This is a genomic window from Hoeflea sp. (assembly GCF_984452065.1).
The window spans coordinates 49,832-75,220 of the sequence record NZ_CFHWAF010000002.1 but is presented as its reverse complement, the minus strand read 5'-3'; the positions used below and the strand labels follow the sequence as shown (position 1 = coordinate 75,220).

Genomic DNA, 25,389 nt, shown 5'->3' with positions numbered 1-25,389 from the left:
CCTCGAAATCCAGCCGCCCGCCGCGCCGCTTGAGGCTCTCATATTCCCTGTCCAGGCGAACGCCGAGGACCAGCGCCGCACAGGTCGCATCGACCAGACGCAGCGTGCGCCGGCGATCGATGAGGGCCTGCAGGTGAAGCGCCGCCGCGTTGAGCTTGTCCTCGATCTCGGGGAAGACGGCACGGACATCCTTCGACGCGGCCTTGGAAAAACTGCGCGGCTGGCCGTCCTGCTTGAGAAAGAGGGCCGTCAGCCGGTCGAACCGTTCCTCGTCCTCCTTCAAAGACGCGATATCCGCGAGGGCAGACGCCATGGTCTTTGGCGTTTGCGCCTTCCGGTTGGCAGCCGCTGCCCGGTAAACCGATATGTCGCTCGCCGACAGGGAGGGCAGGGGCCATGCCTTGGCGATGATCCGATCGTCGCTTTCATCCGCGCCGAGACCGAGCGCCTTGCGCAAGACCGGATCCGGCCCGCCGAACCGCTGCACCGCGGCGATGAAATCGCGGACCGGCCGACGCTGCCTGACAAGCTCGGCAAAAAGCTCCTCGAGGCCCCATTCGCCGCCCATGTCAAGAACCGTGCGGAATGCGTCCGCGAGATCATCATCGGTACCTGAAGCGACTTCGGACAGCAGCGCCTCGCGGGCTTCGGTGAGAAGCCGCGCCGAATCCGCCTCGTCCATGACCTCGAAATGACCGGCGACATTGGCCTCCAGCGGGAACTGATGAAGCACGGCCTCGCAGAAGGCATGGATGGTCTGGATTTTCAGCCCGCCCGGCGTTTCGAGCGCGCGCGCGAAGAGCTGGCGGGCAAAAGCGAGATCAGCCGCGTCGGGCTTTCTTGCCTCAAGGCCGCTTATCCGCTCAGTCAATTCGACATCGGAAAGCACCGTCCATTCAGCCAGGCGTGCGAAGACCCGGTTGGCCATTTCGGAGGCGGCGGCCTTCGTATAGGTCAGACACAGGATCGCCGACGGCCGGCAGCCGGCAAGCAGCAGCCGGATGACGCGCTGCGACAGGACATGGGTCTTGCCGGAGCCGGCATTGGCCGACACCCATGCCGAGCGGTCCGGATCGGATGCCAGGCCCTGCTGGCGGGCCGTCCAGTCGAGATCCCGCTCGACAAATTCTCCGGGTTTCGGCGGTGTCGGGCGCGGCATCAGCTGTCGCCTCCGCCATCGTCGCCGGCATCGGCCGACGACCATTCGCGCAACCGGGCGAGATGATCGTAATCGCGGCCGTAGATCGCGCCCGGCCGCGGGATGATCTGCGAGGCAAATCCGAGCCGGCCATCGGCCAGCGCGGCGACGAGATCGCTCAGGCGTTCAATCGATTCCTCGGCAAGATCGGACGGCGATTTCGTCTTGTCGCTGGCCTGGACCGTCCCCTCGATCGCCTCGACTTTCAGCACCGGATCGGGCTTTAGCCGGACATAGGCAAGGCTTGCCGGTTCGACAGGGCCAAGGCCGTTGAAAGCGCCTGACCTGAGCGCTGCCGCTTCGAGCGGAAGCTGCGGGTCGAGCAAGGTCCAGGCGACCTTGCGGCTTGGCGATGAGCCGGTCTTGTAGTCGAATATCTCCGCCCGGCCATCGGCGCCGATATCGATGCGATCGGCAATGCCCGAGAGCGTGATGTCGCAGGCCGCGATATCCATTTGCGCACGGCATTCGGTGAAGCGCGCGGTCACGCCGGCCGAACGACCCCGTTCCCAGTCGACAAAAGCCGCCGCAACCTTGTCGAAATGCGCCCGCCAGATGAGCGCGAGATGATCGGGAAGATTTTCGGCGTCGAATTCCCGATCCGCGACCGCGCCGAGAATGTCCAGCGCATCCGGCGTGCCGGGATCGTCCGTTTCCGCGATGAAACGCTCCAGAATGCGATGATAGAGCGTGCCCCTTTCGGCCGGCCCGGGCTCGCGCAGCAGCGGTTCGGCGGGATCGAGCCTCAGCACCCGCCTGGCGTAGATCGCATAGGGGTCGCGCCTGAGGATACCCACCTCGGAAAACGAGTAGCGTTTGGGCTGCACGTCCTGTGGCGGCCGGGGCGCCGGACGCGTCGCCAAAGGCCGGTCATCGCCCTCGTCGAGCATGGCCGCCCAGCGTACATAGCGCTCGCCGCGCGCGCGCAAACGGCCGGTTTCCTCCTGACCGAGCACCGCCGACAGGCGCTGAAGCCAGCGGGAGGCAACGGTCGGGGCATTTGCGGCGCGTGCCGAGCGGCTCAGCACCACATGCTGCACGCCAAGGCCCATCTGGAAATCATGGGCGGCAAGGCCGATGCGCCGCTCCGGGGGCTCCAGACCGATCGAGGCCTTCATGGCCCGCGACAGGAACGGATCGCCGGCTATGCCGCCGGGCCAGATGCCCTCGTTGAGACCGGCAAGGATCAGCGTATCGATATGCTGGAGCCGCGCCTCCAGCGCGCCCCATATGAAGATGTGCGGGTGGCCGCCGGCGCGCGGTTTGACCAGTTCGCCGGCGATCAGCGCCGGTGCCGCCTGCGCCCATTCCGGGCCGCTGCAGGCGAACCCCGACCGGTCCTCGATTGCCGATGACAGAAGCGAGGCGAGCTTTTCGCCGGCCTCGTCGCCCCAAAGGCCGGTGAGGTCACCATTTTGATCCGCGGCGATATGTTCAAGGACACCGGCCGTTTGACCGGCCCAGTCGGCGATCGTGCGCTCCTTCGCCGGCACAAGCGGTCGAAGGGCCTCATCGGCGGCCTGCGCCAGATGTCGTGCCGCGGCGATGTCCTTCGCGGACAAACGGCGCTGCCAGTTCGGCGCATGCCTTTTTTGGGCAAGCCGCTCGCCAAGCCGGCGCTCGAAGAGCTCGAGCAGAAGGCCCGGACCGGCCTCGCCCGTGCCGCCCCGCAGGGCAACGCGTTCCAGATGCCGCGCAGCGTGGCGGGCCTCAGCCGGCTGCATGCCGAAACGGCCAAGCGGGTGTTTGAGGAGCCCGGCCAGAGCAACCGATCTTTCGGTTGCGAAAACGCACTGCAGCAGCAGCTGAAGCAAGGTGCCCTGGGGGCTGAGCGACAGCGGGGTGCCGCCGGAATCATCGGCATCAACGCCGAAGCGCTGCAGCTCCGAAGCGACACGGCGGGCAAGGTTCCTGTCGGGTGTGACCAGCGCAATCTGCGGCGGGGCGCCTTCCCCCTTGCCGCCGCCCGACACTTCCGGGCGATCCGCGGCAAGGCGAATGGCCGCGGCGACGGCCAATGCCTCCTCGCGCTCGTTGGATGCCTCGATCAGTTCCACATCGGCAAAGGCTGATTGCGTATCCGGCGGCTCGAAAGACGCCCAACGCGCCGTCGCCTCGGCCGGCATCAGGGCGCGGGAAACAACAGTGTTTCGCGCTTCAACGGCGGGCGGCGGCGCACCGAGCGGCAGGACGTCCTGGCGCGTTGCCCGCAAGCGGCGAAGCAGAAGCGCCAGACCATATTGCGGATGGGCGCAGGTCGCGGGCTCGAGACGGCCGTCCGGTGCGAAACCCTCAACAAGCGTCCAGGCCTCCGCCTCCAAACCGGTATCGAGGCCGGGAAGCACAACCGCACCCGAAGGAAGCGAGGCGACCACCTTCATGAGCTCCGCCGTGGCCGGGATCGATCCGGTTGAACCGGCGACGATAACCGGGCCGTCGGGGGGGCTTTGCGACAGGCGTTCGGCTTCACGCAGCAGAACGGCATTGCGGTGCGCCGAGGGGTCGGTTCGGCCGAGTTCCTCAAGGCGTTCGGGCCAGAAGCCGGACGCGATCTTCAGGAATTCCAGCGTCAGCTGCCACCAGGCCGCATGATCCTCGCCGACAATATCGCCGAGGGCTGACCAGGGCCGGCCCTCGGTCTCCATGGCCTCGAGAAGTTCGGCAAGGCCGCGCGCCAGCCACACCGCGTCGGCGGGATTGGCCGGTGCGATCAAACGGTTGTCGCCATGAAACTCGGACACGGCCTTCGGCAGGTTGCGTTTCCATGCCATGATGAGCTGCGCCAGTTCCAGCAAGCGTTCCGTCGTGTCCACGGGAGGCGAAAGATCAAGCAGCGCGGGATCGTCTTCCTCGAGAAAGCCGGTATCGTCCTCGCTCTCACCGAGTGTCCTGATCGTCGGCAAAATCGCGGATTTTCCGCGCGCGGCATCGACAAATTCGGAGCGCAGGGCACGGGCGGCGCGGCGGGTCGGAACATAGATCGTCGCGCCGGCAAGAGCGAGCGGATCGTCCGGGCGCCGGGCAAACCCCTTTATCAATTCGCCATCGCACAAAGCGTCCGCCAGCCGGCGAAGAAAGGGTATGCCGGGTGCAATGGTGAAAAGCCGGGGACCGCTCATATGTGCGGGCCTGCCGCCCGCTCGCGGCGAAAGTCACGCATCGCCTCTTCCGCCTCGCCGATGGCCTGCGGCGTGCCGATGGTCAGCCAGAGCCCGCGGCCGGGCAACCCGAAAAGTCGGCCCGCGGCGATCGCCTGGTCATAACAGTGATTGAGGGAGAACGGTCCCGCCGGTGCGTTGTCGAATATGGAAGGACTGACGATCGCGGCCCCCATGTTGACATGCGGGTCCGGCGACATGCCGTCATAGCGCGATATGCGGCTGTCGGCATGCAACAGGAAATCGCCCTTTCCGCCATATCCGACGACGCGGTCCATGGGCGCGGCCGTCAGCAGCATGTCCATTCTTTCGGGCTCCCACGCCGCTGCCAGTGACGAAAGATGCGCCATTTCGCCGGGCGGTTCGAGCCAGAACGTATCGGCGTTGAGGACATAGAAGGGTTCGGTTCCGATCATCGGCAGCGCACGGACGATCGCACCGCCTGATTCCAGCAATTCGCCGCGTTCGTCCGAAATGACGACATCATCGCCCATCCGCGCCGAGATATGGCGGACAAGCTGATCGGCGAGATAGTGGACATTGACGACGATACGCCGGATGCCCGCCTGCTGAAGGCTGTCGAACACATAGTCGATCATCGGTTTGCCGTCGACCGGAACCAGCGGCTTGGGCACCGTGTCGGTGAGCGGGCGCATTCTCTTGCCAAGCCCGGCGGCAAGGATCATCGCTGTATCCGGCATGGCTGAGCCGCCTCCCTGGCTGTTTTACGATTCGCTTTCGATCATTCCAACCTGTGCATACCATGCCCGCAGTGAACTGAGGACCGGATGGGCGAGCGCATGTTCAAGATAGGCTTCGATCCGCGGAAGGTGGCGCACATAGCCCGGTTTTCCGTCCCGCTGTTTGAGACGGATGAAGAGGCCGAGGATCTTGGTTGCCCGCTGGGCCTGCATGATGGCGAGCGCCTCGCGGAACCCTGCCGGATCAAACCCCGGGTCCTTCGCGCGGACCGCCTCGTAGCGTTGAACCAGACGGTCGCGAAGTGCCGGTTCGATGGTGAGGCGGGCGTCCTGGACCAGGGATGCGACATCATAGGCAACCGGTCCGATCATGGCATCCTGGAAATCGATCAGCCCGACCCTTCGAAGACCCGTTTCACCGGCCTGCCAGAGAATATTCGGTGAATGGAAATCACGCAGGACGAGGCTTTGCTCGGCCTGCGCCAGACGGCCGACAAGGTCATCCCATAGGGCGAAAAAGGCCTTTTCAAGTTCCGCTGAAGGGGCTTGTCCGTGCCGGTGGGGCAAATACCAGCGCAGCAGCAATTCCACCTCAATGAGCATCGCGTCGCGGTCGAAGGGCGGGATGCGGTGGACCGTGTCGCCCGCCACCGGCAGCACGCCCGGCACGGACATGCGGTGCAGAGCGGCCAGACAGTCGATCGCGGCTTCCCAGCGCTCGACAATCGGTTTGCCCTCGCGATCGACGATCAGGTCTTCGCCGAGATCCTCCAGCAGAAGAAGTCCGTTGTCGAGGTCGCGGGCATGGACATCCGGCGCCTTGAAGTGATGGCTGCGCAAAAACCCGGCGATGGCGACAAAGGGACGAATGCCCTCGGCCACATGGGCGATCTGCGCATAACGCTTTCCGCCCTTCAGCACCGGTCCGATCAGCCGCTCTGGCGCGTTCATTAAAACAAGATGATCGCCGTTCGCGGTATCGATGCGTTCATAGGCGCGGGTCGAGGCGTCGCCTGTCAGAAAGGCCCGGTCAGCATCCGCAAATCCCGACGTTTCGAGGAACCTGCGGATCAGCCGCGATCGCTCGAAGCGCTCCATGAAGGACGGCGGGCCGGCGACGGAGACAAGCCGCACCTCGTCTTTGTCCTCCGACAGAGCACATTCGGCGGTCTGCGGCGGCAATTGCCCGCCGGCCCGCTCCGGCCATTCGATCAATGCGACGCCATCTTCCAATGCTTCGTCTAGGCCAAGCTCCTCCAGCTCGTCCGGGTCGGAAATGCGGTAGAGGTCGAAATGGGAAACCGGGATGCGCAGCCCGTAGCTCTGCACCAGCGTGAATGTGGGGCTCGGAACCTCCAGTCCTTCATCGTCAGCCAGGCACCTTATGATCGCGCGGGCGAGGGTCGATTTGCCGGCCCCGAGATCACCGCGCAAAGCCAGGCAATCGCCCGGCTGCAGCGCAAGGGCAATGTCCTGTCCGAGCCGCCGGGTGGCCTGCTCGGTCTTCAAGGAGATATCAATCGGCGGCACGGCCAATCCGGGAGGTTTCCTGCTATTCGGCCGCCTGTGAGGGAAGCGGCGGGCTTTCGGGCAAACGGCAGGCAACGCGGGTACCGGAACCCTCGTCGCTGCTGACGGTCACCTTACCGTTATGCAGGCTGACGAAACTGTCAACAATGGACAAGCCAAGCCCCGCGCCGCCGCGGCGTCCGGTGCCGCTATGGGCCTCGAAGCGATTGAAGACGGTCTTGAGGATATCGCCGGGAATGCCCGGGCCCGTATCGCTGACGGCGATGACGATCTCGTCGCCTTCCCGGCGGCACTCCAGGCCGACGGTGCTGCCCTCAGGTGCATAATTGGCGGCATTGCTCAAAAGCTTGAACAGGATCTGTTTCAGGCGCTGTGCGTCGGCGGTAATGGCCTCGGCGCCCTCACCGATGTCGATCTCCAGAGTAATGCCGTTTTCCTTCAGCCGCGCGTCGATCAGTTCGGCGACCTCGGCGGTCAGCTCCCGCAGATCGAGGCGGTGCATATCGAGCTCTATGATGCCCGCATCCACCGTCGCCAGATCGAGAATGTCATTGACGATGGTCAGAAGCAGCGCGGAAGAGGTCGAGATATGATCGACATATTCGGCCTGCTGCGGATTGAGCTCGCCGATCTGCGGCGTCTTCAGAAGATCGGTGAAGCCGATGATGTTGGTCAGCGGCGAGCGCAACTCGTAGGATACGTGCTGGACAAAATCGTTCTTCAGGGCATCCGCCTTGCGCAGCGCCTCGTTCTTGTCCTTCAGCGCCTTTTCGACCCTGGCGCTGTCGGTGACATTGACGAAGGTCAGCATGATCTGCGCGTTGGGCAGCGGCACGACCGCATAATCGAGCACGATGCCGCTGTTGAGTTCCAGCCGGCCCTCACGGGTCTCGCGCTCCTCGTCGAAACCGGTGATGATTGCGGAAAAAAGCTCCCACCCGTCCGGCTGGTCGTAGGAGGGGCTGCAAATCTCCCTGATCTCGTTGATATGCGCGCCGGCTTCGGCCGACTTCTCCGGGATCGCCCACAGCGCCCTGAAAGCCGGATTGGACAGTTTCAGTCTTCCGTCGGCGCCGAAGACACAAACGCCCTCGGCAAGATGGTCGATCGTTTCGCCCTGGACCTCGACCAGCGTATTGTAGCGCGTTTCCAGATCGTATTTTTCGGTCAGGTTCTCGAACACCCAGGTCACGCCGCCGCGCGGATGCACATTGGCAAAGACATTGAGCGTCTGCCCGTCCGGCAGATGCCAAAGGTCGGGTTGGGGATTGACCGACTGATAGACCGACAAGATGGCGTCTTTCCATTCGCGCCAGGCCGCCGGTTCCGGCAGACGGCCGTTCGTGCGCAGACGTTCGAGGAACTCGCCATTGGTCGGCTTTGATTCAAGATAGGGCGTGTCGAGTTCCCAAAGGCTCTGGAAGGCCTGATTGTAGAACCGCAGCCGCTGATCGCTGTCGAAGATCGCCACCGGTGTCGCCAGATGGTCCAGTGTCTGCGAATGGCTGTCGAGGGTGCGTTCGAGTTCCTCGCGCACAGCCTCGATTTCACTGACGTCGTGGGCAAGGCCGGCCGATCCCGAGACGCTGGTCGCATCGGTGACCTCAAAAAACTTGCGATGGCCGTGCACCACGGTGGAAACCATATCGATGAAAGGCCTGTCGGGCAGTCTTTCCGCCGCGACGCGCGAGCGGGTCTGCGTGCCGAGGAGTTCAAGATTGCGCTCAACCGCATCGGAGCCGTCCACCGCCTCGACCGCGGCGGCATAGGACTGGTTGACCCAGATCAGGCGGCCCTCGGAATCGCGATGCCAGACCGGCATGTCGAGCGAATTGAGAAGCGTGCGCATCGTATCGATGGCCGCGACCAGCCGGTCGTGTTCGGCCTGCAGGCCGGCAAGTTCGGCGCGGGTGTTGGCTAGCGGTGAAAACCGCACAAAGGCGCGTCCGCCCGATGTGCGGCCCTGCGCCTCGAGATGGTGGCCGCGCCGGGTCTCGATCTCGATGTCGAAACCATTGGCATGGCTGCGCAGCGAATCGATCGCATGGTCGATGCGCGCGGCACTCGCGGGTTCGAGCCAGCGGCCAAAGGCCAGAAAGTCCGGGTTGGACGGCGGAGCGCCGGAGTGCATGGGCAGGCTGCCGAGGAACTGCACCGGAGACTGTCCGTCCCAGATCACATAACAGCGGTCCTTTTCGACAACCAGCGTATCCAGGCGCGTCAACTGGGCCTTGGCTTCGCTGAGAGCCGCCGAGAGCCGTTCATTGTGCAGTGAGACCCTGGCGCGCTCGCGGATCACCCAGATGGCCGATATCATGGCAGCGGAGACGGCGCCGAGCACCAGGGCGAAATTCATCACTTCGAAGGAATTCACGAACAGCCCGTGGCTGTTGGACACCGGGCCGTCGACCAGGGTCTGCGCGGCCGCCGCGCCGGACAGGAACGTCGACGCCGTCAGCGCAAGCCCGCCCATGGCGTTGCCCATCCGGCCCCGTCCGTCCTTTTTACATTCCCCGTACGCCACCGGCGTGGCGCCCGCCGTCCGAGACGATTCGGTCTCCGGCATGTCTTGTTCCTCTTTGCCGCATCCTGCCAAGACAGCCCCATCCGCGGACCGGCATGTTCCCGTCAAGCCCACGAATCATTGTGTCTTTATAGTAACTTGTTCGCGAATCATGGTGAAGATGCGGGCCCAAAAAAGAAACCGCGCCCTTTGTCAAGGGCGCGGCCACTATATATTGTGGGCAAGATTTCAAAAATCAGTATCTGTAGTGTTCCGGCTTGAACGGACCCTTTTTGGTCACGCCGATGTAATCGGCCTGTTCTTCGGAAAGTTCGCTCAGATTGGCACCGAGTTTGTCCAGATGCAGCTTGGCGACCTTCTCGTCGAGATGCTTGGGAAGCACATAGACCTCCTTGCCGTATTTTTCGCCCTTGCCGTAGAGTTCAATCTGCGCGAGCACCTGGTTGGTGAATGATGCCGACATGACGAAGGACGGGTGGCCGGTGGCGTTGCCGAGATTGAGGAGACGGCCCTCGGACAGGAGAATCATGCGTTTGCCGTCGGGAAACTCGATCATGTCGACCTGCGGCTTGACGTTGTGCCATTTGTGGTTCTTCAGCGCCTGGACCTGGATCTCATTGTCGAAATGGCCGATATTGCCGACGATGGCCATGTCCTTCATGTCGCGCATGTGGTCGATGCGGATCACGTCCTTGTTGCCGGTGGTGGTGATGAAGATGTCGCTGGTGGCGACAACGTCCTCGAGCTGGACGACCTCGAAGCCGTCCATGGCGGCCTGCAGCGCGCAGATCGGATCGATCTCGGTGACCTGAACGCGGGCGCCGGCGCCGCGCAGCGAGGCGGCCGACCCCTTGCCGACGTCGCCGTAGCCGCAGACCACGGCCACCTTGCCGGCCATCATCACATCGGTCGCACGGCGGATGCCGTCGACCAGCGACTCTCGGCAGCCATATTTGTTGTCGAATTTCGACTTGGTGACCGAGTCGTTGACGTTGATCGCCGGGAAGGGCAACTGGCCCTTTTGCTGCAGCTGGTAGAGGCGGTTGACGCCGGTCGTCGTCTCTTCGGTGACGCCCCTGATGGCGTCGCGCTGGCGGGTGAAGAAACCGGGAGACTGCTCCAGGCGCTTGCGGATCTGCGCGAACAGGACCTCCTCTTCCTCCGAACCCGGATCGGTCAGCACGTTTTCGCCGGCCTCGGCACGCGCGCCGAGCAGGATATACATGGTCGCGTCGCCGCCATCATCGAGGATCATGTTCGATACGCCGCCATCGGCCCACTGAAAGATAAGATCGGTGTAGGACCAGTATTCCTCAAGCGTCTCACCCTTGACCGCAAAGACAGGCGTGCCGGTCCTGGCGATTGCCGCGGCGGCGTGATCCTGCGTCGAGAAGATGTTGCATGACGCCCAGCGAACCTCAGCGCCGAGGGCCTGAAGCGTTTCGATCAGAACCGCCGTCTGGATGGTCATATGCAACGAACCGGAAATACGCGCGCCCTTGAGCGGCTGGCTGGCGCCGAATTCCTCGCGGCAGGCCATGAGACCGGGCATTTCCGTCTCGGCGATCTCGATTTCGGTGCGCCCGAAATCGGAAAGACCGATATCGGCGACTACAAAGTCTTCAGCAGTGCTCATCTCATACTCCGAATGCGATGTCGGGCGCTTTGCCCGCGCCGCTTCATTGCGGCAAGACAATCCTCTCACCGCCGCCTTTAGCAGTCCGGCGGCAAAAGGGCAATAAGATATAAAGAAGTCTTTATATGGCTTGCTTCAGTGGGCGGCGCGGCTGTTCAGCTTTCCTCGCCAAAGCGGCCGGCGATGAGTGCGTCCAGCGCATCCAGAGCCTTTTCCGCATCCGGCCCTGACGCTGACACGCTGATGTTGCAGCCGGGGCTGGCGGCCAGCATCATCAGGCCCATGATCGATGTCCCGCCGACGCTGACGCCGTCCTTGCTGACAAGGATTTCGGCGTCGAAACTCTCGGCAAGCTGCACGAATTTGGCCGATGCACGGGCATGCAGACCGCGCTTGTTGACGATACAGAATGTGCGGACCTTCTGCCCGGTCACAACCTCATCCATACGCTATTTTCCGCTGAGGACGCGGCTTGCGACATTGATGTATTTGCGGCCGGCTTCCTGTGCCTCGGCCAGCGCCTTTTCCATGTCGTTTTCCGAGCGCACGCTGGCGAGTTTGATCAGCATCGGAAGGTTGACGCCGGCGACGACCTCGGTCTGACCGCCATCCATCACCGATATGGACAGGTTGGATGGCGTGCCGCCGAACATGTCGGTCAGGATGATGACACCGTCGCCGTCATCGGCCTTCGACACGGCCTCGATGATATCCATGCGGCGCTGGTCCATATCGTCTTCCGGGCCGATGGACACCGTTTCCAGCAGTTTTTGGGGCCCGACAACGTGTTCCAGCGCGTTGCGGAATTCCTCGGCCAGCTTGCCATGGGTGACAAGCACTAGTCCTATCATCTGCACCTGCTCCTGCGTCCGGCTGGGCCGGATCATATGACCGATCAAAATCCGCTTCAACAGGCTGCCGGTTACCGCAATTCCGCGCAGCTTCAACGGACTGATCGTTAACGCTTAATTGCGCCGCATCCGCATTTCAACACAATTCGGCGGTTTTCAGCCGAGCAACCGGTCTTCCAGCCGCGCAACGACGATTTCATAGGGATCGGCGAGGCGATTTGGCTGCAGATATAAGAGCGGCAGCGACAAGCCATCGATCAGCTCGCTGCGCAGCGCCGGGTCGGGAAGGCGGCCTGCCGCCGAAACCTCGCCGACCGCGACGGCAATATGCATGACCGCACGCCGCAGGAAAGGAACGCGGACAATGCCGGCGCCGCGGATTTCAAACAGGCCCTCCGTCGGTTCCGGAGCAAGGGCGACGATGCGCCCGCCGGCGGCGCTGATCAGAACCTGATCGTCCGCCACCAGCGCGGCAAAGCGGCCGGCCGCGCCGGCCGCCTGGATGAAGCCCGCGGCAAGACGGCTCTTGCCGCTGCCCGCCGGTCCCTGGATCAGGATCCCGGTCTCGCCGACCACAAGGGCGGTCGCGTGGATATTCGGCGGCCGGGCTTTCAGCGAAGTCTTTGCACCGCTCATCGGATCCCCATGGCGGCTCAACGCTCGGGACGCCGCAGCGGCAGGCGGACGATGAACCGGGCGCCGAGGCGCGCGCCGGTCTTTTCATCGAGGATATTCTCGGCCGTCAGCTTTCCGCCATGCGCCTCGATGATCTGCCGGCTGATCGAAAGGCCGAGGCCCGAATTTTGTCCAAAGGCCTCGCCTTCGGGCCTGTCGGTATAGAAGCGGCGGAAGATATGATCGATGTTCTCGGCGCTGATACCGGGGCCATTGTCCTCGATATAGATCAGACAGGCATTGCGGGTGGCCGTCAGGCGTATCTTGATGCGCCCGCCGATGTCGGGCACGAAAGAGCGGGCGTTTTCGATCAGATTGGTGATGACCTGGCCGATGCGAAGATCGTGGCCGGAAACGATGAAGCCGCCCTTGGCCGGGCTGGCGCGGTCGATCTCGAGCTCGATGGCCACCGCCTTGGCGCGCTTGCGGATCTGACCGGAGATGCTGACCAGGTCCTCGAGAAGATGTTTGAGGTCGACGGGCGTCGCGTCCTGGCGCGCAAGCTCCGCATCCAGCCTCGAGGCGTCGGAGATATCGCTGATCAGGCGGTCAAGGCGGCGCACGTCGTGAAGGATCACATCCAGCAGCCGCTTGCGCGAGTCGTCATTTCGCGCCAGCGGCAGGGTTTCCACCGCGCTGCGCAGCGACGTCAGCGGGTTCTTCAGTTCGTGACTGACATCGGCGGCGAAACTCTCGATCGCATCGATGCGGTCATAGAGCGCATTGGTCATGTCGCGCAGGGCGGCGGACAGGTTGCCGATTTCATCCTGGCGGGCCGAGAAATCGGGAATTTCCTCCCGTATCCTGACGCCGCGCCGCACCCTTTGGGCGGCATCGGCGAGACGATGCAGCGGGTTGGCGATGGTGCCGGCGAGAAGCAGCGACAGAAGGATGGTCACCGCCGCCGCGACGATGAAGACCCGCACAATGGCGAGGCGTTCGGCGCGGACGATCTTGTCGATATCGCCGGCTTGCGTCGACAGGAGCAGGACGCCGAGAACAGCGCGAAAACGCTGAACGGGAACGGCGACCGAGACAATAAGCTCGCCCTTGTCGGTGGCGCGCACCACGGCGCTGCGGCCACCGGTCAATGCGGTCAGGACCTCTTCATAGAGGGTTCCGTCACCACCCGGCTGTTCCTGATAAATGGGCAGATCGGCTCTCTGGATAAGCTGGTTGAGCGCCGCCATGAGACGCTCGGCAAAGGGCAGGATCTCCTCATCGAGCGGCGGCAGGTCGTAACGCAGAATCTGGCCGGCGGAATAAAGATGCTGGGAATCGAGCAGCAGGCTCGCATCGCGGTCATAGATGCGGGCGCGCGTGCGGGTCGGCGATATCAGCCGCCGCAGCACCGGCGCGACGCGCTCCGGATTGATGGGAAACTCCAGATCGTCGATGTCTCTTCCGGGCGAGATGCTTTCGCCGGCCTGAAGCTCGAGCAGTTTTTCCGGATCGATGGTGATCGCATCGGTTTCGACGCTCGCCGAGCCGGCAATCGCCGCGGCAATGATCTCGCCCTGGGTCAGCAGGCTCTCGACACGCGCATCGATCAGCCCCTCGCGGAACTGGTTCAGGTAGAGAATGCCGGACAGAAGCACCAGCAGCGCGGCAAGGTTCAGGAACAGGATACGCCGGGTCAGGCTGGAGAAGATGACACGGCTCAGAGCGCGGCCGATCAGCACAAAAGGATAGGCCCAGGATCGGGACTCCTTTTCCTCCGGCGTTTCGACCTCGTCTACTTCGCTCTTGCGTTGCCTCGGTGCCTCGTCGTGATCAAAACTCGCCGTCATGCCTGTCCGGACCGGTGTCAGTCTTCCCGGAACCGGTAGCCGACCCCGTAAAGCGTTTCGATCATATCAAAATCATTGTCGACCATCTTGAATTTCTTGCGCAGGCGTTTGATGTGGCTGTCGATTGTCCTGTCATCAACATAAACCTGCTCGTCATAGGCCGCATCCATGAGTGAATCGCGGCTCTTGACCACACCCGGACGTTGCGCGAGCGAATGGAGGATGAGAAACTCGGTCACCGTCAGGGTGACCGGCTGACCTTTCCAGGTGCAGGTGTGACGCTCCTGGTCCATGGCGAGCTGACCGCGCTCGAGGCTGGCGGCCTCCACGTCACCCGGTTTGGGCGGCGCGGCCGCATCCTTGCCGGTGGAACGCCGCAAAATCGCCTTGACCCGCTCGACCAGCAGGCGCTGCGAGAAAGGCTTGGTGATAAAATCGTCGGCTCCCATCTTCAGGCCGAACAATTCGTCGATCTCCTCGTCCTTCGACGTGAGGAAAATGACGGGCGTATCGAGCTTCTGACGGAGCCGCCGCAACAGTTCCATGCCGTCCATGCGCGGCATCTTGATATCGAAGATGGCCAGATGCGGAGGCCGTGCGACCAGCCCTTCGAGCGCCGAAGCGCCATCGGTATAGGTTTCGACACGATATCCTTCCGATTCCAGGGCAATTGAAACCGAGGTCAGGATATTGCGGTCGTCATCGACGAGCGCGATTGTCTGCATTTTCTCTTCTCCGTCAGTCATGCCCGACCACCCGCTCCAGTGGTGTCGGAAAGTGTCGGCGTGTCATGAGGCCAAAGGTGGAACAAAATGTGGCACAGAACGCTTCGATTGTCATTTCAACGCCGTGCCGGTCGACAAAAACCAGGACATGGCGGCCCCGACCCGGCATTCCCTTTAAAACGATTTAAAATTCCCGCCACTTTTTTAAATCGATTAATATCTTGATATTATTAATCTTTTCGAATTTTGTCTGTTGCGGAATTTAAATTTCATCCCTATGGTCCCGCAAATTTACTCGGGAACCGGCAGACAAAAGGCGGCCAAAACCATGGATGTTACGGGACAGGAAACCGGAAAACGCAATCTTTCCAACGGTATCGAGACCGTCGGCCTGATCGATCCCAAACATGTCTATTACAATCTCAACGAGGTGGAGCTTTACGAGCAGGCGCTGTGCCGCTCGGAGGCCATACTGACGGCGCAGGGTGCACTGCGGGCCCTGACCGGGCAGCACACCGGCCGCTCCGCCATGGACAAATTCGTGGTCCGCGATGCCGTGACCGGACCGGCCATCTGGTGGGACAACAACAAGGCGATGTCGCCGGACCGGTTCGAAACACTGCTTGCCGATTTTCGTGCCTATGCCGTTGGAAAAGAGCTCTTCGTACAGGACCTGATCGGCGGCGCGGACCGGGTTCACGCACTGCCGTCCCGTATCGTCACCGAATATGCCTGGCATTCCCTGTTCATCCGCAATCTGCTGATACGGCCGTTGCGTGATGAACTCGACACGTTCTCACCGGAACTCACGATTATCGATTTTCCGGGCTTCAAGGCGGAGCCCGGGCGTCATGGCTGCCGCACGGACACCGTCATCGCCGTCGATCTGGAGCGGCGCCTCGTGCTGATCGGCGGCACCTCCTATGCCGGCGAGATGAAGAAGTCGGTGTTCACCGCACTGAACTATCTGCTGCCGGAGCGCGGCGTCATGCCGATGCACTGCTCGGCGAACCAGGGCCCGGACGGCGACACGGCCGTCTTTTTCGGCCTTTCGGGCACCGGCAAGACGACCCTTTCCGCAGATCCGTCGCGCACGCTCATCGGCGACGACGAACACGGCTGGAGCGATGACGGTGTATTCAATTTCGAGGGCGGCTGCTACGCCAAGACAATCCGCCTTTCGCAAGAGGCCGAGCCGGAAATCCACGCCACCACGCAGCGGTTCGGCACCGTGCTGGAAAATGTCGTGCTCGACGAGCACCGCCAGCCGGACTTCGATGACGGGTCGCTGACGGAAAACACGCGCTGCGCCTATCCGCTCGACTTCATTCCCAATGCCAGCGCGACGGGACGCGCCGGCCAGCCGCGCAACATCATCATGCTGACGGCTGATGCCTTCGGCGTCCTGCCGCCCATTGCCCGTCTGACCCCTGCGCAGGCGATGTATCATTTCCTTTCCGGCTATACGGCCAAGGTTGCCGGCACCGAAAAGGGCGTCACCGAGCCGCAGGCCACGTTCTCGACCTGTTTCGGCGCGCCTTTCATGCCGCGTCACCCGTCGGAATACGGCAACCTTCTGCGCGACCTGATCGCCCGGCACGACGTTGACTGCTGGCTGGTCAATACGGGATGGACCGGCGGCGCCTACGGCACCGGCAGCCGCATGCCGATCAAGGCGACGCGGGCGCTGCTTTCGGCCGCACTCGACGGATCGCTCGCCGACGCGCCCTTCCGCACCGACCCGAATTTCGGTGTCCGCGTCCCGATTGCGGTCGACGGCGTGGACAGCGCCATACTCGATCCACGCCAGACCTGGGACGACAAGGACGCCTATGATCGCCAGGCCCGGCGGCTTGTCGACATGTTCATCGAGAATTTCGCCAAGTTCGAGGATCACGTCGGGCCGGACGTCATGTGCGCGGCTCCCGGAATGGCGGAAGCAGCGGAATAGGCCGGCAAAAATGCTGTGGAGACCCGCGGAGCAATCCGCGGGTTTTTCGTTTGGCCCAGACTTGCTCTAAAATGGAACTGATTTCCCCTGGAAAACGGACCGGGCGCGCCATGGCCAGCGAACCTCTCTTCATCGATGACACCATCACCATCGCGGGATGGGAACTGACGGAACAGTTCATCCGCGCCTCGGGCCCGGGCGGACAGAACGTCAACAAGGTGGCGACGTCCGTCCAGTTGCGCTTCGACGCCCGCGGCTCGCCCTCGCTGCCACAGCGCGCGAAGGGCAACCTTGCGCGGATCGCGGGACGGCGCATGACAAAAGACGGGGTGATCGTGATCGAAGCCGACCGGCACAGAACGCAGGAACGCAACAGGGCCGATGCGCGCGAGCGCCTTGCGGAGATGATCAGGCAGGCCGCCGCGCCACCGCCGCCAAAGCGCAAAAAGACGAGACCGACCAGGGGTTCCGTCGAACGCCGCCTGAAAGCCAAGGCCAACCGGTCCGGGATCAAGAAGCTTCGCCGGTCGATCGATGCGGACTGAAAAGGGGCTGAAAACATGAAAGGGCTGCCTGAGGGCATCGTCCATCTGCCAGAATATTTCGACCGCCGGGCGCAGGAGGCTCTTCTGGAGGATGTGCGCGATGTGATCAGACAGGCACCGCTTTTTGTGCCCGAGATGCCACGCACCGGAAAGCCGATGCATGTGCGCATGAGCAATTGCGGCGCGCTCGGCTGGGTTACGGACAGGCACAAAGGCTATCGCTATCAGGCGACACATCCGAAGACCGGCGCCGCGTGGCCGGCGATGCCGCCTCAACTGCTTGACCTGTGGCAGGACGTCTCCGACTTTGACGCCCCGCCCGAGGCGTGCCTGATCAATTTCTATGGCGAGAGCGCCAAAATGGGCCTGCATCAGGACCGGGACGAGAAGGAATTCAACGCACCCGTCGTTTCCGTTTCCCTGGGCGACGACTGTCTTTTCCGGATCGGCGGCACAAAACGCGGCGGGCCGACGCAGTCCATTCGGCTCAAGAGCGGGGACGTGCTCATTCTGGGCGGGGTCTCCCGACTGCGCTATCACGGCGTGGACCGGATCTATCCGGCGACCTCAACGCTGCTGAAGGATGGCGGGCGGGTGAACCTGACGCTGAGAAGGGTGACGCCTGTTGCCTCGGAAGCAGCCATTTAACCCTCATACCAGGTGGAACCTTCCAATAGTGTAAATAATCTGACGGACCCGATAGACGTCGCAATACGCCCTTTGAAAGTTGTTTTCGCGACATCTACTCACAAAACTGATTCTGTTAGTCTTTCAACTATCTGGACGAGATAGAAGGTGGTTAACACAGTCTTCAGGGGTATGCGTTATGCGTCAAACGGTAGAAACGCTGGTCATCGGATCCGGGCCCGCGGGTCTGACCACCGCCTACACGCTGGCAAAAGCCGGCCGGGACGTTCTTGTCCTTGAAAAGGACCGCGACTATGTCGGCGGCATCAGCCGTACGGTCAACTACAAGGGTTTTCTGTTCGACATCGGCGGCCACCGTTTCTTTTCCAAATCCAAGGAGATCGTCGATCTGTGGGATGAGATCCTGCCTGACGATTTCATTGAGAGACCGAGACTCTCGCGGATCTATTACCGCGGCAAGTTTTTCTCATACCCGCTCGAGGCGTTCGAGGCATTCTGGAAGCTGGGGCCGATCGAGAGCGCGCTGTGCACATTGTCCTACGCCTGGGCGCGTTTGAAGCCGGTCAGGGAGCCGAAAACCTTCCACCAGTGGGTGAGGAACAATTTCGGCGAACGCCTGTTTTCGATCTTTTTCAAGACCTATACCGAGAAGGTCTGGGGCATGTCCTGTGACGAGATCTCGGCCGACTGGGCGGCGCAGCGGATCAGGGGACTGGACCTGGCAGCAGCCCTGCTCGATGCCCTCAAGCGCTCCGCCGGGCTGAACAAGGGCGGCAAGGCAACCGCAAAAACCCTGATCGAATCCTTCCGCTACCCGCGCAAGGGACCGGGAATGATGTGGGAAGCAGCGGCGAAGAAGATAACAGATCTCGGCGGCGAGGTGCTGATGGGCCGTTCGGTCTGCGGACTGGCCCGGGATGCGGATGCAAAAATCTGGATGGTCACCGCGGCAACTGCGGACGGATCAACCGAAACGTTCAAAGCCTGCAATGTGGTCTCGTCGGCGCCAATGCGCGAGCTTATGGACATGATGCAGCCTGCACCGATCAGCCTGCTGCAGGCCCGCGAACTGAAGTACCGCGACTTCCTGACCGTGGTCCTCATCGGAACGTCGGACATCGAACTCGACGACAACTGGGTCTATATTCACGATCCGGATGTGACTGTCGGGCGTGTTCAGAATTTCCGGTCCTGGTCACCGGAAATGATCCCCGACGGCACCTCGACATGCCTCGGCCTTGAATATTTCTGCTTCGAGGGCGATGGCCTGTGGGCTTCCTCGGATGACGCCCTGGTCGAGACGGCAAAGCGTGAGATCGACAAGATCGGCCTCATGCGCGCGGCGGATGTGCGGGATGCCTGCGTGGTGCGTCAGCCCAAGGCCTATCCGGTCTATGACGACGCCTATGCCGAACACGTGGCGACCATCCGGCGCGACCTGGAAATGAACTACTCGAATTTGCATCTGGTCGGCCGCAACGGCATGCACAAATACAACAATCAGGACCACGCGATGATGACGGGCATCCTGACAGCCCAGAACATCATCGCCGGCGAGATCCGCTTCGATACATGGCAGGTCAACGAAGACGCCGAGTATTCGGAGGCCGGGATATCGGGTGCGATGGAGGCGCTCAAGAGCGAGCGCCTGATGCCCCGGAAAGTCACCTGAGGATGCCGCTGTCCGGTATGGCATATGAAGCGCGGGCGCGCGTCGGCCTTTCCGCACCGGATGCGCCCGCCTGGGTCATTGTGCCGAAGTGGCAGCTTTCAGAGGATGCATTCAAACAACTCGATCCCGGCTCCATATGGACGTCGGAACATGAAAGCCGGCAGTTCATGATCAAAAACGGGAAACCCAGATCGTTGGTCGCCGCGTCCGAGTTCCACGTCCACGATTGCAGTTGAGCCAAAGTAACCGACGAAACACCAGCCAATCTAAAGCTTGCGCATGGCCACCTGTTCGACTAGGTGGTCCTCGCCTTTTCGCAGGATGAGGTCGGCGCGCGGGCGGGTGGGCAGGATGTTCTCGCGCAGGTTCTTCAGGTTGATGTTTTCCCAAAGACCGTGGGCGATCGCCAACGCCGCATCGTGCGAGATCGTCGAGTAGCGGTGGAAGAATGAGGCCGGATTCTTGAAGGCCGTTTCCCGCAGGCGCATGAAGCGCTCCACATACCATTGATGAATGCGGTCTTCATGGGCGTCGATATAGATGGAAAAATCGAAGAAGTCGGAGACGAAGGGTATGATCTTTCCGTCCTCGGGAAGATCGCGCACCTGCAGGACATTGATGCCCTCAAAGATCAGAATGTCGGGGCGGTCGATGGTGACAAACTCGCCGGGGATGACATCATAGGTCAGGTGCGAATAACACGGCGCCTTGACGTTCGGCCGGCCGGCCTTGATGTCGGAGAGGAATTTCAGCACCGAACCGACATCGTAGCTTTCGGGAAAACCCTTGCGGTCCATCAGGTTCTCCCGCCGCAGCACATCGTTGGGCAGGAGAAAACCGTCCGTGGTGACAAGATCGACCTTTGGGCTTCCGGACCAGCGGGTCAAGAGCTCTTTCAATATGCGCGCGGTCGTCGACTTGCCGACGGCGACGGAGCCGGCAACGCCGATGATAAACGGCGTCTTGCTGATATTGGGCAACGACAGGAAATTTCGTCTTTGATCGAAAAGCAGTTTTGAGGATTCGACGTGGGCGTAAAGCAACCGCGACAGCGACAGGTAAATACGGCGCACCTCATCGAGATCGACCGGGTCGTTGAGCGAACGAAGCCGTGACACCTCGTCCTCGGTCAGGGTGAGCGGCGTGTCGTCGCGAAAATCCGCCCAGCGGTCGGCCGAGAAGAAACGGTAGGGCGAATAGTCGCCCGGCTCAAAATGATTGAGCTCGTCCTCAGGGCGGTTTTTCACGTCGTCATTCATGTCTTTTCGCGGCCGGCCTTTTCCTCGATGCCCGACCTGCCGGTCCGGATCTCAAGTTCAGTCAGCACGTCAGAAAGCGGTATTTCGGCGATTCTGAGAACCACCATCAGATGATAGAGCAGGTCCGCCGCCTCGGCCGTCAGCTCTTTCCGGTCGCCATCGACGGCGGCAATGGCCGCTTCCACGGCCTCCTCGCCGAGCTTCTGGGCGGCCTTCTTCTGCCCCTTGGACACAAGTTTCGCGGTCCAGGATTCCCCGACCGGCGCAACGGCGCGCGCCGCGACGATTTTCTCAAGATCAGCAAGCGTAAAGTCGCTCATGGCTGCTCCGTACGATCCGTCGGCCTAACAAGCCGCATGGCGATACCCGCATCGGCCATGTATTGTTTGGCTTCCGCAATCGTATAGGTGCCGAAGTGAAAAATCGAGGCCGCGAGAACCGCGGTCGCGCGGCCGTCGCGTATGCCCTCGACAAGGTGATCCAGTTCGCCGACGCCGCCCGAGGCGATGACCGGAACGCTGACGGCATCCGCGACGGTTCTCGTCAGCGGTATGTCGTAGCCGACCTTGGTTCCGTCGCGGTCCATCGATGTCAGCATGATTTCACCGGCGCCGAGTTCAACCAGTTTGCGCGCGAAATCAACGGCATCGATACCCGTCGGCGTACGGCCGCCATGGGTGAAAACCTCCCAGCGGTCCACTTCGCCCTCATTCGAGACCTTCTTCGCGTCGATCGAGGCGACAATGCACTGATTGCCGAATTTGTCGGCGGCTTCCGCGACAAACGCCGGGTTTTTGACGGCGGCAGTGTTGATCGACACCTTGTCGGCGCCTGCGAGCAGCAGCTTGCGGATATCCGCGACCGTGCGCACGCCGCCTCCGACCGTCAGCGGCATGAAACACTGTTCGGCGGTGCGCGCGACGACGTCAAAAATCGTATCGCGGTTGTCTGATGACGCGGTGATATCGAGAAAGCACAGCTCATCCGCGCCGGCGGCGTCATAGATGCGGGCGGATTCCACCGGATCGCCGGCGTCGATCAGATCGACAAAGTTGACGCCCTTGACGACGCGGCCGTCCTTGACGTCCAAGCAGGGAATGATGCGGGCCTTGAGGGTCATGCGCTGTTCTCCCGTGCATCGCGCAGCACCGCAAGAGCCTCCGCCGGGTCTATCCGGCCGTCATAGAGCGCGCGGCCGGATATGGCCCCTTCCAGCCGGGCGGTATCGGGCATGGTCATGCGCACGATATCGGCCATGGAGGCAAGCCCGCCCGATGCGATAACGGGAATATCGACACGGTCGGCCAATGACAGGGTCGAATCCCAATTGATGCCCGTCAGGACGCCGTCGCGGTCGATATCGGTGAAAATTATGGCCGCCACGCCCGCGCCCTCGAAGCGGGCGGCAAGTTCGACGGCCTCGAGTTCCGAGGCCTCGGCCCAGCCTTCAACGGCGACCTTTCCGCCCCGGGCGTCGATGCCGACGGCGACCCGGCCCGGAAACCTGCGGCAAGCCTCCTTGACCAGAGCCGGATCCCTCACCGCGACGGTGCCGAGGATGACACGCGCAAGGCCCTTTTCGAGCCACGCCTCGATGTGCTCCAGCGTGCGGATTCCACCGCCGAGCTGCACCGGGTTCCTTGTCGCCGCGAGGATGGCATCGACGGCGTCACCGTTGACGCTTTGGCCGGCAAACGCGCCGTTCAGATCGACGACATGCAGCCATTCAAAGCCCTGTGCCTCAAATGCCGACGCCTGGGCGGCCGGATCGGCGTTGTAGACGGTTGCCTCCTGCATGTCGCCAAGCTTGAGGCGCACGCACTCGCCGTCTTTCAGATCGATGGCCGGAAAGAGGATCATGGCGCCCACCTCAGGAAATTGGCGATCAGCGCCAGACCCAGTTTCTGGCTTTTTTCCGGGTGGAATTGCGTGCCGGCACGATTTTCGTGCGCGACAACGGCCGTCAGCGGACCGCCATAGTCGGTCTCGGCGACGACATCCCCGTCATTTACGGCGTCGAGATAATAGGAGTGCACAAAATAGGCGTGCAGCCCGTCCGTACCGGTGGGTATGCCGTCGAACAGGGGATGCGCATGCCGCAAGGTCAGGGTGTTCCAGCCGATCTGCGGTATTTTCAGCGTGGCGTCGTCCGGCTCCATGAGACGCACATCGCCGGCGACCCAGTCGAATCCCGCGGTGACCGTCTTCTCCAGTCCGCGGGTGGCCATGAGCTGCATGCCCACGCAAATGCCGAGGAACGGCCGGGCTTTTTCCCCGGCAGCGGAAAAAAGCGCCTCCTCCATCCCGTCAACCGCGGCCAGACCGCCGCGGCAGTCGGCAAAGGCGCCGACGCCCGGAAGCACGATGCGGTCAGCCCCGGCAACCGTATCGGGATCGCTGGTGAGCACGATATCGGCATCTATCCGGTTCTCATAGGCGGCCCGCTCGAAGGCTTTTGTGGCCGAGCGCAGATTGCCGGAGCCATAGTCGATCATGGCGACCCTCATATCCCTCAGCCCTTGTTGTCGTAGTCGAGCAGCCCGAGGGCCGGTCCGGACACGGCTGGTGCGCGCTCCGGCCGCTGCTTGCCGAACACCGGTTTCGGTTCCGTGCGGGGTCGCTCGCCGTCCGCGGCGGACCGTCCATTTGAGAAGAAGATCTCCTCCGCCGTCGCGTGGTTCGGCGCCTCGATGACGCCTTGCATCTCCCAGCCTTGACCCTCGCGTTTGGAGATCCGCCAGCCATTTCCCTCAAGGGCAATGAAGAGGGCGACAAAAAAGGCGGCCGCCGAGAACACAACGGACCAGGAGGTCCATTGCGCCGCCGCCAGCGAAAGTGCGGCAGAGACGAAAAACACGATCGCCGCGGCAAACCAAAGACGGTTCCAGAGCAGCCAGAGGAGCTGGAAGACAAGCGCCCAGAACGAAAAGCCGTCGCGTATCAGCACGGCGCGTTCAGCCTTGTCGCTGCCGTCCGGTGGCGTCAGAACAACATAACTCGCCATTTTCAACTATACGCTATGCCAGCGTTCCCTTGGTGGACGGTATGCGATCCGCCTGGCGCGGATCGATTTCAGTCGCCGCGCGCAACACGCGCGCAACCGCCTTGAAACAGGTCTCGGCGATATGGTGATTGTTGGCACCATAACGGTTGATGACATGCAGCGTGATACCGGCGTTCTGGGCAAGCGCCTGAAAGAACTCACGGCACAGTTCGGTATCGAAGGTTCCGATCCTGGACGAGGAGAATTCCGCGTCCCAGACCAGGAACGGCCGTCCGGACACGTCTATGGCCGCCATTGTCAGCGTCTCGTCCATGGCGAGATCGAGCGATGCGTAGCGCACGATGCCGCGTCGGTCGCCCAGAGCCTTGGCAAGCGCGAGGCCGATGGCAATGCCCGTATCCTCGACGGTGTGGTGATCGTCGATGTGGAGGTCGCCCCTTGCCGTCACGTCCATGTCGATCAGCGAATGACGTGAAAGCTGTTCCAGCATATGGTCGAAGAAGCCTATGCCGGTGGCAATTTTCGACGTTCCGTCGCCGTCAATATTGACCTTGACCGATATATCCGTCTCATTTGTCTTTCGGGCCACGTCGGCGACGCGATCCTGCCGGTTCTGGACCATTCGGCAAACTCCATGGGATCTGATGCGGGCTGCATAACAGGGCGGCGACAAAATATCCAGAAAAGCATGGGCCGGCAAAGCGGGCGACGGTCTAAAGCCCTAATGCGGAATGAAGTTTGCAATGTCGCGCCGACATCTTACATAGGAAAGCCGGATGCACCGAAAGCTGCGATCCATTTGTCGAAGGAAAGAGCCGATGAGCGAACACGATCCATACGGCACGATGCATGCCACAACCATAATCACGGTCCGCAAGGGCAACAAGGTCGTGATGGCGGGCGACGGCCAGGTCAGCCTCGGGCAGACGGTCATGAAAGGCAATGCGCGCAAGGTGCGCCGCATCGGATCGGCCAAGACGGGCGGAAGCGATGTGATCGCCGGATTTGCCGGTGCGACGGCCGATGCCTTTACCCTTCTGGAGCGGCTGGAAGCAAAGCTCGAACAGTATCCGGGTCAGTTGATGCGCGCCTGTGTCGAGCTTGCCAAGGACTGGCGCACCGACCGGTATCTGCGGCGCCTAGAGGCGATGATGCTGGTTGCCGATCCGGCAACGACGCTTGCCCTGACCGGAACCGGGGACGTGCTCGAACCCGAACACGGCACGATGGCGATCGGCTCCGGCGGCAATTACGCCTATGCGGCCGCGCGGGCATTGATGGATACCGACAAAAGCGCCGAAGAGATTGCAAGAAGAGCGATGGAAATCGCCGCCGACATCTGCGTTTACACCAACGGCAATATCATTGTCGAAACAATGGAAAGCAGCTCATCGTGAGCCATATGCCGGTCGATCGGGGCCCGGCCGTCGCCGCGCTTTGCCCTGATGACGGTTGGCATATGGCCGATTAAACCCTATTTCGTAGCCAAGCACTGCACGGCGCGCGCCAAGCCGTGTGTCAA

Annotated in this window: 24 protein-coding genes; 6 read left to right on the top strand and 18 right to left on the bottom strand. The window is 62.2% G+C overall.

Annotation, left to right across the window (positions count from 1 at the left end; translation table 11 throughout):
* From AC5E6N_RS00970 to AC5E6N_RS00920, 11 genes are all read right to left on the bottom strand, one after another.
* On the bottom strand, positions 1–1,159 hold a 1,159-nt coding region (locus AC5E6N_RS00970), incomplete at its 3' end, for a UvrD-helicase domain-containing protein (protein ID WP_491746034.1).
* Positions 1,159–4,317, bottom strand: a complete 3,159-nt coding sequence (gene addB, locus AC5E6N_RS00965; RefSeq protein WP_491746033.1) for a double-strand break repair protein AddB — start codon at positions 4,315–4,317, stop codon at positions 1,159–1,161. The genes AC5E6N_RS00970 and addB, both read right to left, overlap by 1 nt.
* Entirely contained in the window at positions 4,314–5,057 is a 744-nt protein-coding gene (locus AC5E6N_RS00960) for a nucleotidyltransferase family protein (RefSeq protein ID WP_491746032.1), read from the bottom strand. Before AC5E6N_RS00960 ends, addB begins: the two co-directional genes overlap by 4 nt.
* Positions 5,058–5,081: 24 nt before the next feature.
* A complete protein-coding gene (gene tsaE / locus AC5E6N_RS00955) occupies positions 5,082–6,587 on the bottom strand; it encodes a tRNA (adenosine(37)-N6)-threonylcarbamoyltransferase complex ATPase subunit type 1 TsaE (RefSeq protein WP_491746031.1) in 1,506 nt (501 codons plus the stop codon).
* 22 nt (positions 6,588–6,609) lie between these two features.
* Positions 6,610–9,072: a PAS domain-containing sensor histidine kinase gene (locus AC5E6N_RS00950; protein WP_491746064.1), complete on the bottom strand. Its 2,463-nt coding sequence runs from the start codon at positions 9,070–9,072 to the stop codon at positions 6,610–6,612.
* Between the two features lie 274 nt (positions 9,073–9,346).
* Positions 9,347–10,747 carry an adenosylhomocysteinase gene (ahcY, locus tag AC5E6N_RS00945; RefSeq protein WP_491746030.1) on the bottom strand — a complete coding sequence of 467 codons (1,401 nt, stop codon included), beginning with the start codon at positions 10,745–10,747 and terminating at the stop codon, positions 9,347–9,349.
* Between the two features lie 155 nt (positions 10,748–10,902).
* A complete protein-coding gene (locus AC5E6N_RS00940) occupies positions 10,903–11,193 on the bottom strand; it encodes an HPr family phosphocarrier protein (RefSeq protein WP_491690665.1) in 291 nt (96 codons plus the stop codon).
* A 3-nt stretch (positions 11,194–11,196) separates the two neighbouring features.
* Positions 11,197–11,598 (bottom strand): PTS sugar transporter subunit IIA, encoded by a 402-nt coding sequence (locus AC5E6N_RS00935; RefSeq protein ID WP_491690666.1) that lies wholly within the window; start codon positions 11,596–11,598, stop codon positions 11,197–11,199.
* Positions 11,599–11,754: 156 nt separating this feature from the next.
* Entirely contained in the window at positions 11,755–12,234 is a 480-nt protein-coding gene (locus tag AC5E6N_RS00930) for an HPr kinase/phosphorylase (protein ID WP_491746029.1), read from the bottom strand.
* 17 nt (positions 12,235–12,251) lie between these two features.
* Complete coding sequence (locus tag AC5E6N_RS00925; protein WP_491746028.1) at positions 12,252–14,063, bottom strand: stimulus-sensing domain-containing protein; 1,812 nt, start codon at positions 14,061–14,063, stop codon at positions 12,252–12,254.
* 17 nt (positions 14,064–14,080) lie between these two features.
* Positions 14,081–14,788, bottom strand: a complete 708-nt coding sequence (locus tag AC5E6N_RS00920; RefSeq protein ID WP_491746063.1) for a response regulator transcription factor — start codon at positions 14,786–14,788, stop codon at positions 14,081–14,083.
* Between the two features lie 328 nt (positions 14,789–15,116).
* Between AC5E6N_RS00920 and AC5E6N_RS00915 the strand changes: the two genes are divergently transcribed.
* The 5 genes from AC5E6N_RS00915 to AC5E6N_RS00895 all read left to right on the top strand — a co-directional run bounded on the left by AC5E6N_RS00915 (position 15,117) and on the right by AC5E6N_RS00895 (position 19,840).
* Positions 15,117–16,739, top strand: coding sequence for a phosphoenolpyruvate carboxykinase (locus AC5E6N_RS00915; RefSeq protein WP_491746027.1), 1,623 nt, complete (start codon positions 15,117–15,119; stop codon positions 16,737–16,739).
* Between the two features lie 110 nt (positions 16,740–16,849).
* Complete coding sequence (arfB, locus tag AC5E6N_RS00910; protein ID WP_491690671.1) at positions 16,850–17,284, top strand: alternative ribosome rescue aminoacyl-tRNA hydrolase ArfB; 435 nt, start codon at positions 16,850–16,852, stop codon at positions 17,282–17,284.
* A 15-nt stretch (positions 17,285–17,299) separates the two neighbouring features.
* Entirely contained in the window at positions 17,300–17,932 is a 633-nt protein-coding gene (locus AC5E6N_RS00905) for an alpha-ketoglutarate-dependent dioxygenase AlkB family protein (protein WP_491746026.1), read from the top strand.
* 178 nt (positions 17,933–18,110) lie between these two features.
* Positions 18,111–19,604, top strand: a complete 1,494-nt coding sequence (locus tag AC5E6N_RS00900) for an NAD(P)/FAD-dependent oxidoreductase (RefSeq protein WP_491746025.1) — start codon at positions 18,111–18,113, stop codon at positions 19,602–19,604.
* A 17-nt stretch (positions 19,605–19,621) separates the two neighbouring features.
* Entirely contained in the window at positions 19,622–19,840 is a 219-nt protein-coding gene (locus tag AC5E6N_RS00895) for a hypothetical protein (protein WP_491746024.1), read from the top strand.
* Positions 19,841–19,870: 30 nt separating this feature from the next.
* Here AC5E6N_RS00895 and coaA read toward each other — a convergent pair whose 3' ends face one another.
* Genes coaA through hisB form a run of 7 tightly spaced genes read right to left on the bottom strand, consistent with a single transcriptional unit; the run spans position 19,871 to position 24,489 of the window.
* Positions 19,871–20,863 (bottom strand): type I pantothenate kinase, encoded by a 993-nt coding sequence (coaA, locus tag AC5E6N_RS00890; protein ID WP_491690674.1) that lies wholly within the window; start codon positions 20,861–20,863, stop codon positions 19,871–19,873.
* Entirely contained in the window at positions 20,860–21,183 is a 324-nt protein-coding gene (locus AC5E6N_RS00885; protein WP_491746023.1) for a phosphoribosyl-ATP diphosphatase, read from the bottom strand. Before AC5E6N_RS00885 ends, coaA begins: the two co-directional genes overlap by 4 nt.
* Positions 21,180–21,983, bottom strand: coding sequence for an imidazole glycerol phosphate synthase subunit HisF (gene hisF / locus AC5E6N_RS00880; protein ID WP_491690676.1), 804 nt, complete (start codon positions 21,981–21,983; stop codon positions 21,180–21,182). Before hisF ends, AC5E6N_RS00885 begins: the two co-directional genes overlap by 4 nt.
* Positions 21,980–22,723, bottom strand: coding sequence for a 1-(5-phosphoribosyl)-5-[(5-phosphoribosylamino)methylideneamino]imidazole-4-carboxamide isomerase (gene hisA, locus AC5E6N_RS00875; protein WP_491690677.1), 744 nt, complete (start codon positions 22,721–22,723; stop codon positions 21,980–21,982). Before hisA ends, hisF begins: the two co-directional genes overlap by 4 nt.
* Positions 22,720–23,370 (bottom strand): imidazole glycerol phosphate synthase subunit HisH, encoded by a 651-nt coding sequence (hisH, locus tag AC5E6N_RS00870; RefSeq protein ID WP_491690678.1) that lies wholly within the window; start codon positions 23,368–23,370, stop codon positions 22,720–22,722. The genes hisA and hisH overlap by 4 nt, the downstream gene beginning before the upstream one ends.
* A 5-nt stretch (positions 23,371–23,375) precedes the next feature.
* Positions 23,376–23,867, bottom strand: a complete 492-nt coding sequence (locus tag AC5E6N_RS00865) for a DUF2628 domain-containing protein (protein WP_491690679.1) — start codon at positions 23,865–23,867, stop codon at positions 23,376–23,378.
* Between the two features lie 13 nt (positions 23,868–23,880).
* Positions 23,881–24,489: an imidazoleglycerol-phosphate dehydratase HisB gene (hisB, locus tag AC5E6N_RS00860; protein ID WP_491690680.1), complete on the bottom strand. Its 609-nt coding sequence runs from the start codon at positions 24,487–24,489 to the stop codon at positions 23,881–23,883.
* Positions 24,490–24,685: 196 nt separating this feature from the next.
* Here hisB and hslV point away from each other — a divergent pair, with 196 nt between their 5' ends.
* A complete protein-coding gene (gene hslV / locus AC5E6N_RS00855; RefSeq protein ID WP_491746022.1) occupies positions 24,686–25,264 on the top strand; it encodes an ATP-dependent protease subunit HslV in 579 nt (192 codons plus the stop codon).
* The last annotated feature ends 125 nt before the right edge of the window (positions 25,265–25,389 follow it).

Excerpts from the sequence above, each read along its gene's own strand:
- addB (WP_491746033.1), bottom strand. The coding sequence starts at position 4,317 with ATGAGCGGTCCCCGGCTTTTCACCATTGCACCCGGCATACCCTTTCTT.
- AC5E6N_RS00960 (WP_491746032.1), bottom strand. The coding sequence starts at position 5,057 with ATGCCGGATACAGCGATGATCCTTGCCGCCGGGCTTGGCAAGAGAATG.
- AC5E6N_RS00950 (WP_491746064.1), bottom strand. The coding sequence starts at position 9,072 with ATGGGCAACGCCATGGGCGGGCTTGCGCTGACGGCGTCGACGTTCCTG.
- ahcY (WP_491746030.1), bottom strand. The coding sequence starts at position 10,747 with ATGAGCACTGCTGAAGACTTTGTAGTCGCCGATATCGGTCTTTCCGAT.
- AC5E6N_RS00940 (WP_491690665.1), bottom strand. The coding sequence starts at position 11,193 with ATGGATGAGGTTGTGACCGGGCAGAAGGTCCGCACATTCTGTATCGTC.
- AC5E6N_RS00935 (WP_491690666.1), bottom strand. The coding sequence starts at position 11,598 with ATGATAGGACTAGTGCTTGTCACCCATGGCAAGCTGGCCGAGGAATTC.
- AC5E6N_RS00930 (WP_491746029.1), bottom strand. The coding sequence starts at position 12,234 with ATGAGCGGTGCAAAGACTTCGCTGAAAGCCCGGCCGCCGAATATCCAC.
- AC5E6N_RS00925 (WP_491746028.1), bottom strand. The coding sequence starts at position 14,063 with ATGACGGCGAGTTTTGATCACGACGAGGCACCGAGGCAACGCAAGAGC.
- AC5E6N_RS00920 (WP_491746063.1), bottom strand. The coding sequence starts at position 14,788 with ATGCAGACAATCGCGCTCGTCGATGACGACCGCAATATCCTGACCTCG.
- AC5E6N_RS00915 (WP_491746027.1), top strand. The coding sequence starts at position 15,117 with ATGGATGTTACGGGACAGGAAACCGGAAAACGCAATCTTTCCAACGGT.
- arfB (WP_491690671.1), top strand. The coding sequence starts at position 16,850 with ATGGCCAGCGAACCTCTCTTCATCGATGACACCATCACCATCGCGGGA.
- AC5E6N_RS00905 (WP_491746026.1), top strand. The coding sequence starts at position 17,300 with ATGAAAGGGCTGCCTGAGGGCATCGTCCATCTGCCAGAATATTTCGAC.
- AC5E6N_RS00900 (WP_491746025.1), top strand. The coding sequence starts at position 18,111 with ATGCGTCAAACGGTAGAAACGCTGGTCATCGGATCCGGGCCCGCGGGT.
- AC5E6N_RS00895 (WP_491746024.1), top strand. The coding sequence starts at position 19,622 with ATGGCATATGAAGCGCGGGCGCGCGTCGGCCTTTCCGCACCGGATGCG.
- coaA (WP_491690674.1), bottom strand. The coding sequence starts at position 20,863 with ATGAATGACGACGTGAAAAACCGCCCTGAGGACGAGCTCAATCATTTT.
- AC5E6N_RS00885 (WP_491746023.1), bottom strand. The coding sequence starts at position 21,183 with ATGAGCGACTTTACGCTTGCTGATCTTGAGAAAATCGTCGCGGCGCGC.
- hisF (WP_491690676.1), bottom strand. The coding sequence starts at position 21,983 with ATGACCCTCAAGGCCCGCATCATTCCCTGCTTGGACGTCAAGGACGGC.
- hisA (WP_491690677.1), bottom strand. The coding sequence starts at position 22,723 with ATGATCCTCTTTCCGGCCATCGATCTGAAAGACGGCGAGTGCGTGCGC.
- hisH (WP_491690678.1), bottom strand. The coding sequence starts at position 23,370 with ATGAGGGTCGCCATGATCGACTATGGCTCCGGCAATCTGCGCTCGGCC.
- AC5E6N_RS00865 (WP_491690679.1), bottom strand. The coding sequence starts at position 23,867 with ATGGCGAGTTATGTTGTTCTGACGCCACCGGACGGCAGCGACAAGGCT.
- hisB (WP_491690680.1), bottom strand. The coding sequence starts at position 24,489 with ATGGTCCAGAACCGGCAGGATCGCGTCGCCGACGTGGCCCGAAAGACA.
- hslV (WP_491746022.1), top strand. The coding sequence starts at position 24,686 with ATGAGCGAACACGATCCATACGGCACGATGCATGCCACAACCATAATC.